This window comes from Candidatus Pelagibacter sp., from assembly GCF_052049975.1.
In the GTDB taxonomy this organism is placed as follows: domain Bacteria; phylum Pseudomonadota; class Alphaproteobacteria; order Pelagibacterales; family Pelagibacteraceae; genus Pelagibacter.
This window is the reverse complement of the sequence record NZ_JBNGYZ010000002.1, coordinates 238,626-251,865: the sequence shown is the minus strand read 5'-3', so window position 1 is coordinate 251,865 and position 13,240 is coordinate 238,626. Positions and strand designations below refer to the sequence as shown.

Annotated in this window: 14 protein-coding genes; 11 read left to right on the top strand and 3 right to left on the bottom strand. The window is 27.1% G+C overall.

What is annotated here, in order from left to right; translation table 11 throughout:
- Nucleotides 1-23: 23 nt before the first annotated feature.
- From tpiA to ACTT9U_RS05060, 8 genes are read left to right on the top strand one after another with little or no spacing between them, the layout of a single operon-like run.
- Entirely contained in the window at nt 24-761 is a 738-nt protein-coding gene (gene tpiA / locus ACTT9U_RS05095; protein ID WP_440932093.1) for a triose-phosphate isomerase, read from the top strand.
- Between the two features lie 6 nt (nt 762-767).
- Complete coding sequence (gene secG / locus ACTT9U_RS05090) at nt 768-1,067, top strand: preprotein translocase subunit SecG (protein ID WP_014953182.1); 300 nt, start codon at nt 768-770, stop codon at nt 1,065-1,067.
- A gap of 40 nt (nt 1,068-1,107) precedes the next feature.
- On the top strand, nt 1,108-2,724 hold the full coding sequence (locus tag ACTT9U_RS05085; protein ID WP_440932092.1) for a CTP synthase: 1,617 nt from the start codon (nt 1,108-1,110) through the stop codon (nt 2,722-2,724).
- Entirely contained in the window at nt 2,721-3,545 is an 825-nt protein-coding gene (kdsA, locus tag ACTT9U_RS05080) for a 3-deoxy-8-phosphooctulonate synthase (RefSeq protein WP_440932091.1), read from the top strand. The genes ACTT9U_RS05085 and kdsA overlap by 4 nt, the downstream gene beginning before the upstream one ends.
- Nucleotides 3,546-4,802, top strand: a complete 1,257-nt coding sequence (gene eno, locus ACTT9U_RS05075; RefSeq protein ID WP_440932090.1) for a phosphopyruvate hydratase — start codon at nt 3,546-3,548, stop codon at nt 4,800-4,802.
- Nucleotides 4,802-5,101: an FtsB family cell division protein gene (locus ACTT9U_RS05070; RefSeq protein ID WP_440932089.1), complete on the top strand. Its 300-nt coding sequence runs from the start codon at nt 4,802-4,804 to the stop codon at nt 5,099-5,101. Before eno ends, ACTT9U_RS05070 begins: the two co-directional genes overlap by 1 nt.
- Nucleotides 5,091-6,011 carry a lipoyl synthase gene (gene lipA / locus ACTT9U_RS05065; RefSeq protein ID WP_440932088.1) on the top strand — a complete coding sequence of 307 codons (921 nt, stop codon included), beginning with the start codon at nt 5,091-5,093 and terminating at the stop codon, nt 6,009-6,011. Before ACTT9U_RS05070 ends, lipA begins: the two co-directional genes overlap by 11 nt.
- Nucleotides 6,011-6,448: a type II toxin-antitoxin system RatA family toxin gene (locus ACTT9U_RS05060; protein WP_440932087.1), complete on the top strand. Its 438-nt coding sequence runs from the start codon at nt 6,011-6,013 to the stop codon at nt 6,446-6,448. The genes lipA and ACTT9U_RS05060 overlap by 1 nt, the downstream gene beginning before the upstream one ends.
- Here ACTT9U_RS05060 and ACTT9U_RS05055 read toward each other — a convergent pair.
- Genes ACTT9U_RS05055 through ispF form a run of 3 tightly spaced genes read right to left on the bottom strand, consistent with a single transcriptional unit; the run spans nt 6,445 to nt 8,501 of the window.
- The gene (locus ACTT9U_RS05055; protein ID WP_440932086.1) at nt 6,445-6,903 is read right to left on the bottom strand and encodes a CinA family protein; all 459 of its coding nucleotides are present in this window, start codon (nt 6,901-6,903) and stop codon (nt 6,445-6,447) included. The genes ACTT9U_RS05060 and ACTT9U_RS05055 overlap by 4 nt on opposite strands.
- 1 nt (nt 6,904) lies before the next feature.
- Nucleotides 6,905-7,405 carry a phosphatidylglycerophosphatase A family protein gene (locus ACTT9U_RS05050; RefSeq protein ID WP_440932085.1) on the bottom strand — a complete coding sequence of 167 codons (501 nt, stop codon included), beginning with the start codon at nt 7,403-7,405 and terminating at the stop codon, nt 6,905-6,907.
- Nucleotides 7,398-8,501, bottom strand: a complete 1,104-nt coding sequence (gene ispF / locus ACTT9U_RS05045; RefSeq protein WP_440932084.1) for a 2-C-methyl-D-erythritol 2,4-cyclodiphosphate synthase — start codon at nt 8,499-8,501, stop codon at nt 7,398-7,400. The genes ACTT9U_RS05050 and ispF overlap by 8 nt, the downstream gene beginning before the upstream one ends.
- Nucleotides 8,502-8,515: 14 nt before the next feature.
- On the opposite strand from ispF, the gene ACTT9U_RS05040 reads away from it, so the two are divergent.
- Genes ACTT9U_RS05040 through trkA form a run of 3 tightly spaced genes read left to right on the top strand, consistent with a single transcriptional unit; the run spans nt 8,516 to nt 13,058 of the window.
- Nucleotides 8,516-10,297, top strand: a complete 1,782-nt coding sequence (locus ACTT9U_RS05040; RefSeq protein WP_440932083.1) for an ATP-binding protein — start codon at nt 8,516-8,518, stop codon at nt 10,295-10,297.
- Nucleotides 10,298-10,309: 12 nt separating this feature from the next.
- On the top strand, nt 10,310-11,665 hold the full coding sequence (locus ACTT9U_RS05035; protein WP_440932082.1) for a sigma-54-dependent transcriptional regulator: 1,356 nt from the start codon (nt 10,310-10,312) through the stop codon (nt 11,663-11,665).
- A 1-nt stretch (nt 11,666) separates the two neighbouring features.
- Nucleotides 11,667-13,058 (top strand): Trk system potassium transporter TrkA, encoded by a 1,392-nt coding sequence (gene trkA / locus ACTT9U_RS05030; RefSeq protein WP_440932081.1) that lies wholly within the window; start codon nt 11,667-11,669, stop codon nt 13,056-13,058.
- Nucleotides 13,059-13,240: the final 182 nt, after the last annotated feature.

The following is a 13,240-nucleotide window of genomic DNA, read 5'->3' as shown; positions in this document are numbered from 1 at the left end:
AGCTATAGATTAAATTTTTCATAATGACAAATAAATATATGTATTTTGTAGCTAATTGGAAAATGTTTGGTGATTTTAAATCTCTAAAACTAGTAAACAAAGTTATTAGTTTTAGTAAAAAATTTAAATCCTCAAAATTTAAGATAATTTATCTACCACCTACAACTCTAATCTGCCCAATGGCTCAGATGGTAAAAAATACCAAAATTGAAGTAGGTGCGCAAAACTGTCATCATCAAGATAATTATGGAGCTGAGACAGGTTCGGTAAATGCCAAGATGGTAAGAGGTGTAGGTGCAAAGTATGTAATCTTAGGTCACTCAGAGAACCGTGAAAATGGAGAAAGCGACAAACTTATTAATCAAAAAATTAAAACAGCATTAAAAAACAAATTAAAAGTAATTTTTTGTATTGGAGAAAAAATTAAAGATAAAAGAAATAAAAAAACTAAATCAGTTTTATCTAAACAAATTAAACTTGGTCTTAAGGGAGTTAAATTAAATAATAATATTATAATTGCTTACGAACCAGTATGGGCAATTGGAAGTGGCATGATACCTAAATCAAATGAATTATTTAATGCAATAGATTTCATTAAAAGTAGATTCAAACAAAATCTAAAAATTCTATATGGTGGATCTGTAAATGATAAAAATATTAATGAATTAAAAACTATTCATAATATTGATGGTTTTTTAGTGGGCGGTGCTTCTCAAAATTCAAAAAAATTTATTGATATAATAAAAAAAACATATAATTAACCCCACATGGAAAACATATTATTAGTATTAAATATCATCTTTGCTTTAATTCTAGTTTTACTAGTTTTAATTCAAAAATCTGAAGGTGGAGCTCTAGGTATTGGTGTTTCTCAAGAAAATTTTATGTTTTCAAGATCAGCTGGTAATTTCATGACAAAAGCAACAGCAGTTGTTGCTACTTTATTTATTATTTGCAGTCTTGCACTTACAATAGTTTCTAGAGGAGAATTAACGCCTACAGGTTCAGTTTTAGATACTGTTGAAGAACAAAGTGAAGATACTCCAGCAATTCCTGAGAATAATTAATCCTTTTCATTTTCATTTTTAAGGTCTATAAGATAATTCCATGGCGCGATATATCTTTGTCACTGGCGGCGTGGTTTCTTCCCTTGGTAAAGGTCTCTCTTCAGCATCCCTAGCATATTTATTACAATCAAGAGGTTACAAAGTTCGTTTAAGAAAATTAGATCCTTATTTGAATGTGGATCCAGGAACCATGAGTCCATTTCAACATGGAGAAGTTTTTGTAACTGATGATGGTGCAGAAACGGACTTAGATTTGGGTCATTACGAAAGATTTTCAGGTGTAACAGCAAAGAAAACAGACAACATCACAACAGGAAAAATTTATAGTGATGTTCTAAGAAAAGAAAGAAAAGGAGAATATCTTGGAAAGACAGTTCAAGTCATTCCTCACATCACAGATAGAATTAAAGAATTTATAAAACATGATTCATCTAAAGAAGATTTTGTTATTTGTGAAATAGGTGGAATAGTAGGAGATATAGAAAGCCTTCCTTTCGTAGAAGCAATAAGACAATTTTCAAATGATATTGGAAAAAGAAATGCTTTATTTATTCATCTAACTTTAGTTCCATATTTAAAAGCATCTGATGAAATAAAAACAAAACCAACTCAACATTCTGTTAAAGAATTAAGAAGTATTGGTATTCAACCTGATATTATAATTTGTAGATCGGAAAGACCAATACCCCTAGAACATAGAAAAAAAATATCTTTGTTTTGTAATGTTGATATCAAGAATGTAATAGAAACTGTTGATGTTAAAACAATCTATGAAGCACCAATAAGTTTTGCAAAAGAAAAATTAGATGTTCAAGTTTTAGATTATTTTAAAATAAAATCTAAAAGATCAAATAATTTAATACCTTGGAAGAAAATTACTAAAATTACTCTTAATACAAAAAGACATGTTAATATTGCAATTATTGGTAAGTACGTCGAATTAAAAGATGCGTATAAATCTTTAGATGAAGCACTTACTCATGGAGGAATATCTAATAATCTTAAAGTAAATTTAGTTAGAATAGACTCTGAAAAATTAAAAGTTTCTGAAATAAAAAGTAAGCTTAAAAATGTTTCAGGAATTTTAATTCCAGGTGGATTTGGTAAACGAGGAACAGAAGGTAAAATTGAAGCTATAAGATATGCCAGAATAAATAAAATCCCATTCCTTGGTATTTGTTATGGAATGCAAATGGCAATTATAGAGTTTGCTAGAAATCAACTAAAGATTAAGAAAGCAACTTCTTCTGAGTTTGATAAGGGAGGTGTTCACATTATTGGTTTGATGAATGAATGGGAGAAAAGTGGCAAAAAAGTTAAAGGAACAGATAAAGATTTAGGGGGTACTATGAGACTTGGTTCTTATGATGCAATTTTAAAAGATAAATCTAAAATTAGAGATATTTATAAATCTAGATTAATTAAAGAAAGACATAGGCATAGGTACGAAGTAGATATTTCCTATAAAGAAAAATTTGAGAGCAAAGGATTAATATTTTCAGGTTTATCCCCAGATCAGAAGCTTCCAGAGATAATTGAACTTAAAAATCATCCTTGGTTTATAGGAGTTCAGTTTCATCCTGAATTTAAATCTAGACCTTTGAGCCCACATCCTTTATTCTCTTCTTTTATCAAAGCAGCAAAAAATCATAGATGAGTGCGATTAAAGTAAATTGTGAAAATATAGAGATTTCAAACAACAATAAGATTTGTATCATTGCGGGTCCTTGTCAGTTAGAGACAGAACAACATGCAATGGACATGGCAGGAAAAATTAAAGAAATTACTTCAAAATTTGGTCTTGGATTTATTTATAAAACTTCATTTGATAAAGCGAATAGAACAAGTTTGAAAGGAAAAAGGGGAGCTGGATTAGATGCATCACTTCCAGTGTTTGATAAAATAAAAAAAGAATTGAATGTTCCTATTTTAACAGACATTCATAATGCTGAACAATGTGAAATTGTTTCAAAATATGTTGATGTTTTACAAATTCCAGCTTTTCTATGTAGGCAAACAGATTTGTTAATTGCTGCAGCTAAAACAAATAAAATTATTAATGTAAAAAAAGGTCAGTTCTTAGCACCGTGGGATATGGTGAATGTAACAAAAAAAATTTCAGAGTCTGGAAATGATAAAATATTGGTAACCGAAAGAGGAGCAAGCTTTGGTTATAATACTTTAGTATCAGATATGAGATCTTTACCTATTATGGCTAAAAATGGTTATCCAGTTATTTTTGATGCAACTCACTCAGTGCAGCAACCAGGTGGACAAGGTGAAAAAAGTGGTGGTCAAAGAGAGTTTGTAGAATATTTAGCAAGAGCAGCAGTAGCTGTTGGTGTTGCAGGTGTTTTTATTGAAACACATCAAGACCCAGATAATGCTCCATCAGATGGACCTAATATGGTTCCAATAGATAAATTAGAAGATCTTCTAAAACAATTAAGTGATATTGATAATCTTATAAAAAATTAAGTGAGTAAAATTCTTAAAGTTAAAGCAAGACAAGTTTTTGACAGTAGAGGAAATCCAACTGTTGAAGCAGAAGTTTATGTCAAAAACAAAAGTGCAAAAGCAATATGTCCGTCTGGAGCTTCAACTGGAACATATGAAGCATATGAAAAAAGAGATACCAATAATAAAAGATATTTAGGTAAAAGTGTATTTTCAGCAGTTAATTTAGTTAACACTAAAATATCAAAAGCTTTAAGAAATAAGAATATTCATGACCAAGAAAGAATAGATGAAGTTTTAATAAATTTAGATGGAACAAGACAAAAAACGAAATTAGGCGCTAATGCAATTTTAGCAGTATCGATGGCTGCAAAAAAACTTTCTGCTAAAGTTAAAAAAATTCCTCTTTATAAATCGTTTTATGTGACAAAAAATTTTCAACTTCCATATCCATTAATGAATATAATTAATGGAGGAGCACATGCCAATAACAGTCTTAGAGTTCAAGAGTTTATGATCAGACCCGATAAAGCAAAGTCTTTTTCAGAGGCAATGAGAATTTGTTATCTAGTAATTAAAAACTTAAGTAAATTGATTAAAGCAAAGGGTTTGTCTACATCTGTAGGAGATGAAGGTGGATTTGCACCAATGATTGATAGCAATAATCAAGCATTAGATTTAATTGTTTTAGCTATCAATAAATCAGGTTTTAAAAACGGTAAAGATGTTTCAATTTGTTTAGACGTTGCTGCAAATGAATTATTTAAAAAAGGAAAATATTCCATTCATTCAAAAAAATATGTTTCAGTTGAAAAATCGATTTTGGAATACAAAAAAATGATTAATAAATACAAAATTAAATCTATCGAAGATCCATTTGCAGAAAATGATTGGATGGCATGGAACAAATTAATGAAAGCAATCAACAAAGTACAAATAGTAGGTGATGATTTGTATGTCACAAATTTAGAAAGATTAAAAAAAGGATTTTTAAATTTATCTTCTAATTCAATATTGATTAAACTGAATCAAATAGGAACAGTTTCTGAAACTTTAGATGTTATAAAATTTGCGCAAACAATTGGATTTAAAACAATAATTTCACATAGATCTGGAGAAAGTGAAGATACATTTATTGCTGATTTGGCAGTTGGGACAAATTCCAATCAAATTAAAACAGGTTCTCTAGCAAGGTCTGAAAGAGTGGCTAAATATAACCAATTATTGAGGATTGAAGAAGAACTTGGAAAAAAAGCAAGAATGAATAAAATTCATTAATGCTTAATAAATTAAAAAAAAATTACTTCACAATTATATCATTTTTTTTGATCTTGTATTTTTTTACTAATTTATTATCTGGAGATAGAGGTCTTTTTTCATACTATGAAAAAAAAGATCAATTAAGTAAACTTGAAAAAAAAGAAATATTACTGACAAAAAAAATTGAAGATTTGACTTTTAAAAATTCGCTTTTAAGCGACAATCTTGATTTAGATTTTATTGAAATACTAATTAGAGAAAAATTTCTTTTTGGAAAAAAAGGCGAAAAAATTTATATAATTAAAGATGAAAACTAGACATCCAGAAAAAGTAAATAAACCAGTTAATCCAATTAAGAAGAAGCCTGAGTGGATTAGATCTAAATTATCGAATAGCAAAGAATTTTTTTTAACAAAAACAATTGTAAACAATAATAATTTAGTAACTGTTTGCCAGGAAGCAAACTGCCCAAATATTACAGAGTGTTGGAGTAAAAGACATGCAACATTTATGATTATGGGAGATACTTGTACAAGAGCATGTGCCTTTTGTGATGTTAAAACAGGAGTACCTGGAAAATTAGATCAATTAGAGCCTGTTAAAATTGCTGAAGCAGTTAAAAAATTAAACTTAAGACATGTTGTTATTACATCTGTTGATCGTGATGATTTAGAAGATGGGGGATCTAATCATTTTTATGAAGTAATTAACCAAACAAGAAAAACGAACCCAAATACAACCATTGAGGTATTAACACCTGATTTTTTAAGAAAAGGTGATGCATATAAAAAAGTTTTAGAAGCAAAACCTGATGTTTTTAATCACAATATTGAAACAGTACCAAGTTTATATTTAAAAGTAAGACCAGGCTCTAGATATTTTGCATCTTTAGAACTTTTAAAAAATGCAAAACTTCATGATAAAAATATTTTTACTAAATCTGGAATTATGGTCGGTCTTGGTGAAACTAGAGATGAGATTTTACAAGTAATGGATGATCTAAGAGCTGCAGATGTTGATTTTTTAACAATTGGTCAATATTTACAACCTTCAACAAAACATTTTCCATTAGATAGATATTACGATCCAAAAGAGTTTGATGATCTGGGTACCATTGCTAAAGCAAAAGGTTTTTTATTAGTATCATCATCTCCTTTAACAAGATCTTCTTATCATGCAGATGAAGACTTTGCTCAATTGAAAGAAAATAGAATTAATAGTCATTAATGCCTAAGGCATCAGTTAAAAGAATAATAGATAAAAAAAAAGACAAACTTATTGAATTTGTTCTTGATATAGAAAAATACCCTGAGTTTATTCCTTTTTGTTTAGGCTCTAAGGTTTATGAAAGAAAAGAGGATGGGGGCAAAACTTTTATTATTGCAGATCTTACGATTGGAAAAGGTCCATTTAACGATACCTATAAAAGTGATGTAAGGTTTGATAAAAAAACTGATACCATTCATGTTACTAATATTGAAGGCCCATTAACCCATTTGGAAAATAATTGGAAGTTTGTTGAAAAAAACGACATGACTGAAGTTTATTTTGATGTTGATTTTGAAATTAAAAATAAGTTTTTAAATATGTTAATGGAAAAATCTTTTGAATATGGATTAAATAGAATTGCAGATGCTTTCCAAAAAAGAGCAGAAACAATTTAGATTAAAGAATTAACCAACATTAATGCTCTATTTACCGTTGCTTTTTGAATAGAATTTCTTGTTTTTTCCTTAAATATATTTTTAGTTATTAGTAATTTGTTTGATCTTTTAACTCCTATATAAACTAGTCCTACAGGCTTTGTTTTGGTGCCACCTTTAGGTCCGGCTATTCCCGTTATAGATACATTTATATGAGCTTTGGAGAGTTTTGTTAAACATTTTACCATTGCCTCACAGCATTCAGCACTCACAGCTCCATGTTTTTGGATTATCTTTTTATTTACTTTTAAAACATTGATTTTTGCATCATTAGAGTAGGTTACTAAACCAAGATTAAAAACTTTAGAAGCGCCACTAATTGATGTAATGGTTGACGCTAACATCCCACCTGTACAAGACTCAGCGAAAGAAATTTTTAGTTTTTTTTGTTGAAGTTTTTTAACAATATTTTTCATATCAGATATAGCTTTTAACTACCATAAAACATATCAATGATAAAACAACATAGAAGCCCGCACAAACATCATCCATTACAACACCAAAGCTATTTTTCTGTTTCTTATCAAAGTAACTTACCGGAAAGGGTTTTTTGATATCAAAAAATCTGAAGAGAACAAAACAAATTGCATAAATGATAATAGCTTGATCTGTTGTTTTTTCAGTTCCATGAGATATTTCATATAAATAAATAGGAATAGCCTGACCAATAAACTCATCAATTATTATTTCACCTGGATCTTTATTTTTACTATCTTTTGTATGATTTTTAATAGCAATAAATGAATAAGCGAAAATTATTAATAAAACTAAAAGTATTATATTGGATGAAATATTTAAAATATGAAAACAAATAAATAATAATATAACAGTGGCTAAAGATCCAAATGTTCCAGGAATAAACCCAATTCTTCCAAGACCCAACATTGTTACAAAAAGAAAATTAAATTGTTTAATCATATTTTGAAATAGAAACTATAACTTCACAGGCAATTGCTTTTTCTTTACCTATCAACCCAAGTTTTTCTACAGTTTTTCCTTTTAGATTAATTAAGCTTTCATCAATACCAATAAGTTTAGATAAAGATTTAATTATCTTATTTCTATGAATAGATATCTTAGGTCTTTCACAAATTAAATTAATATCAATGTTATTAAAATAAAAATTAGCTTTATTTAATTTATCAATTACCGGTTTTAACATTTTGGGTGATCTAATATTCTTAAATTTATTTTTGTTACTAGGAAAATAAGTACCAATATCTTTTTGTCTAAGAGCACCTAAAATTGCATCTATTATTGAATGTAAAATAACATCACCATCTGAATGACCCTGAAGTCCAGAATGGAATGGAATTTTAATGCCTCCTAAATATAAAGTTTTATCTTGAATTAATCGATGAATATCAAATCCAATACCAACATAAGTTTTATTTATTTTGATATCTTCTTTAAAAGTAATCTTTTGATTTTCTTTTTCTCCCTTAATAAATTTAACTTTTTGATCTGTATCAATGAATAATGTTGCTTCATCTGTAATTTTATTTTTTTGTTTTATAGCAAGCTCATATAAGTTTTTATATCTAAATGCTTGTGGTGTTTGTGTAAGATAAGAGCTGTCTCTATTTAAATTGAATATTTCATTTTTAATCTTATATTTTAAAGAGTCACTCGCTGGTAATGCTGGAATTACCGCAATATCATTTTTTAGATTTTTGATTAATTCATTTAATAATTTTATAGAAAAGTCAGGTCTTGCTGCATCGTGAATTAAAACGTTATTAGGTTTAAATTTTTTAATATATTTTAAGGCATTCAAAGAAGAGTCTGATCTTTCTTTACCTCCTTTTATTATTATCAAATTTTCATTCTTGATTTTGATTCTTTTTAAATCATTTGTGACCAATATTATCTTGCTAAATAATTTTGATTTTAGAGCCTTTTCAATTGAATGAGCATAAATTGGTATATTTTTATAAACGTTAAACTGTTTCGGAATATTTGAATTAAATCTTTTGCTTTTTCCAGAAGCTAATATTATAAAAATATTATTCATTATTTTAAATCTTTATGACCAATTTTATTAAAAAAAACATAATCATTATAACTCTTTTTACAATCACATTATTTATAGGCTTTCTTACTTTTTTAACTTTTATAGATAAAAGCTTTGTTCAATTGAATGAGAGAAATTTACAAATTTTATTAATTTCAAATATAGTTTTACTAGTTGTTTTATTCATATTTATTTTCTTAGAAATTAAAAAGACAATAAAAAAAGATATTGATATTGGCAGTTCAAATTCTAATAAGAAATATATTGCTTATTTTTCATTATTCACACTTGCTCCGTCAGTTTTAATTTCAATATTTTCATTATTCCTATTTTCTTTTGCTTTAGAAAAATATTTTGACAAAAGGGTTACTACTGTAGTGAATAACTCTTATGAATTAGCAAAAAGTTACGTTCAAGAAGTTAGAAATAAGATTGAGTCTGACATTATATTAATAGCGTTTGATACTAATAAAAGTAAAAATTTTTTAAATAATAATGAAAATGAATTTATAAGATTTTTAAAAACTCAGAGATTGATCAGAGGTGTTGATGAGATTCATTTAATTGATCAAAATAAAAATTTAATATTATCAACTTTAGATATTAAAAATAATTACATTCCACCTATGGATAAAGCTTTAAATTTAGTTTTAGATGATGATAGACCTTTAAAAATAATTAATGCATTTGAGAATACTTCAGCTGCAATTATGAGACTACAAAATTATGATGATCGTTTTTTATATGTAGTAAAATTTTTAGGTAAAGACATATCTAATTATTTAACAGAGTCACAAGAGGCAATAAACTTTTATTATACTGTTGAGGAAAAAAGCACTGGTATAAAAATTTCTTTTGCAATTATTTACTTAATTGTAGTTACACTTCTTCTTTTTATATCAATTACTATTGCAATTCATTTTTCATCGCGATTTTTTAGATCCATTAATAATTTAATTCAAGCTTCAGCATCAATTGGACAAGGTGATCTAAGTACTAAAGTGCCAAACATTAAAACAGATAAAGATCTTGAAATGTTGAATAAAAATTTCAACTCTATGATTGATAAACTTAAATCTCAACAAGATAAATTAATTATAAATGAACGACATGAAGCTTGGGGAAATTTAGCCAGAAAATTGGCCCACGAAATTAAAAACCCTTTAACACCAATTCAATTAACTATTGATAGAATAAAAACAAAGTTTACAGATCAAATTAAATCTAATGACCAAGATGGTTTTAAAGAAAATCTTAAGATTATAAACAATCAAATAAAACAAATTGAAAAATTAGTTAATCAATTTTCTGATTTTGCAAGGATGCCAAAACCAATTCTAATGGAAAATGATTTAGTAACACTATTTAGTGATAATATTAAACTCCTTCAAGAATTAGACAATTCTATAGAAATACAGTTTAAAAAAGATAAGGAAAAAGTAATATTAAATTGTGATAACGAACAACTAAGTAGAGTATTCTTTAATTTAATAAAGAACTCTATAGAAAGTATTCAACAAAAAGCGGAAAATTCAAGTAATTTCAATAAAAAGATAGCTATTGATATGATAGATAATAATGATCATATAAAGATAACAATAGTTGATAATGGTATTGGATTTGGAATTTTTGCGGCAAATATCAAAGATATTTTAAACCCATATTTTACAACAAAAAAAAATGGAACAGGACTTGGTTTGTCAATTGTTAATAAAATAGTAAATGATCATAATGGAAATATTAATTTTATTCCTATTGATGATGGTGCAAAAGTAGAAATTATTTTTTCAAGATAAAGATTAAATTTAATGAGTGCTGAAATTTTAATAGTAGATGACAATGCAGATATTAGAAATATTCTAAACGATCTAATATTAGATCATGGTTATAAAACTAGAGTTGCAGCAAACTTTAATCAAGCCTTAAGCGAAATAGATAAAAAATTACCAGATGTAGCAATACTTGATGTAAAACTAGATAAGGGTGACAATGATGGTATTGAGCTATTATCACACATCAAAACTAAAAATAAAGATGTACCAGTAATTGTTATTTCAGGTCATGCTAATATTGAAATGGCAGTAAAATCTTTAAAACATGGTGCTTTCGAATTTATTGAAAAACCATTTGATCAAGAAAGATTATTAAATTTTGTAAATAGAGCTGTTGAAAATTATAATCTTAAAAGACAAAATCGTGAATATGAGACTAAACTGTTTTCATCTTATGATTTAATTGGTGATAGTAAAAATATTTCATCAATAAAAGATCAAATTCAAAAAATTTCTATTACTGAAAGCAGGGTATTTATAAATGGCCCTTCAGGATCAGGTAAAGAATTAATTGCTCGTAAAATTCATAAACAATCAAAAAGAAATAAAAAGGCTTTTGTAATTTTAAATGGAGCACTATTAGACTCTGAAAAATATGAATTAGAGTTGTTTGGGGAAGAAAAAGATAATGGTATTATTTCTTATGGTGCTTTAGAAAAAGCAAATAAAGGCACTTTATTAATTGATCAAGTTTCTGAAATACCATTAGATATTCAATCAAAAATACTAAGAGTTTTAATCGATCAAAAATTTAAACGTATTAATGGAAATACAGACATCAATGTGGATGTAAGACTTATTTGTGCATCAAATAAAAATTTAAAAAATGAAATTGAAATAGGTAATTTTAGAGAGGATCTTTATCACAGGTTAAATGTATTTGAGATTAATATAGAGCCTTTAAATCAAAGAATTTCTGATATTCCTTTATTGATTAAGTATTTTTCTAGAAAGATAGCAGAAAATTATAATTTAAAAGAATTAGATATTGATGAGAATAATACTTACTTGTTAAACCATACATGGCCAGGAAATGTAAGAGAGTTAAGAAATTTGATTGAAAGAATTGCAATCTTACAACCTGATACAAAAGATAAAATTTCAAATATAATTAAAGAGTCTTTAAAAACAGACAATTTAAGTGAAAAAATTACAGAAAACAGCCTATCTGTGCCATTAAAAGAAGCTAGAGAAAAGTTTGAAAAAGAGTATTTATCTATTCAACTTAAAAAATTTAATGGAAACATATCTAAAACTGCGAGCTTTGTTGGTATGGAGAGAAGCGCCTTACATAGAAAATTAAAAGGTCTGGGAATAAAAGAATTTAACTAAGATGAACATTATTATTTGTGGTGCCGGTAGAGTTGGCTACACTATAGCCAAACTTTTAAGTGAACAAGGTCATTCGATTACAGTAATTGATCTTTCTAGTGAAGATATTCAAAAAATAAATGACACTCTGGATGTTAAGGTCATTGTAGGTAAAGCAACATACCCATCAATTCTTGAAAAAGCTAATGCTTCCGAAGCAGATATGATTATAGCTGTTACTAGAAATGATGAAATTAACATGTTAATTTGTCAAATAGCTTTCTCTATTTATAAAATACCAAAAAAAATTGCTAGAATAAGATCTCAAGACTATTTAAATCCAAAATTCACTAGAGTTTATAACAAAGAAAATTTACCAATAGATGTAATAATTTCACCTGAACTTGAAATTGCAAAATCTATTCAAAGAAAATTAGAGGCACCAGGTGCATTAGATAGTGTACCTTTTGCTGACAATAAAATTAGATTATTAGAAATACTAATTAAAGAAGATTGTCCTCTAATTGATGTCAAATTAAATGACATGACGAAAAAATTTCCTAAATTAGAGGCTAACATTGTTGGAATAATTAGAAATGACAAATTTTTAATTCCTAAAAAAACTGCAACAATAAAAAACAATGATAAAATTTATGTGATTATAAACTCCAATCAATTACCTGAAACTCTAGATGCTTTTGGCCATAATGAAAAAATCTCAAAAAAAATTCTAATTATAGGTGGAGGTAACATTGGCTTTAATTTAGCTAAAAATTTAGAAGAAACTTATGATGCAGCTAGAATTAAGATCATTGAAAAGAGTAGAGAAAGATCTGAATATTTGGCTAATGAATTAAATGACTCAATAGTAATTAATGGAAATGGATTAGATGAAGAAGTATTATCAGAGGCAAATTTAGAGGAAGCAGAAACTGTTTTAGCCTTAACCAATGATGATGAAGATAATTTAATGGTAAGTGTGCTAGTTGAGAAATTTGCAAAAGATAATGATGGTATTGATGATAAAAGAACAATGGCTTTAATAAATAAACCAAACTATTCATTATTACAGTCATCTTTAAAGATCGATGATTTTATTGATCCAAGGATGAATACGGTCTCAAGTATCTTAAAACACGTGCACAAAGGTACAATAGAAACTGCATATACAATACTAAACGGAGAATATGAAGTTATAGAAGCTGATATTATTGAAACTTCAGAACTTATAAATAAATCTTTAAAAGATTCTGATTTGCCCGAAGAAATTCGTATAGGTGCAATTTTAAGAGGTGAAAAAATTATAATTCCAAGATCAGATTTTATTTTTCAAAAAGATGATACTGTTGTGTTTCTTGCACAAAAAGAAATTATTTCTTTAGTGGAAAATTTGTTTAGAATTAGCTCAATCTAATTAATGTTAAAATTAAGACTTAAATATTTAAGTGTTTTTTTCGCTTTAATTTCTATTTTGTCTTTTTTTAATGTCGTTTATTCTTACTACTTTAATCTATATTTAAATCTCGACACATATATATATTCACTTTTATTATCTGCCTTTATTTCAATCATTTTTTTTAAGATAAAATCATCGGA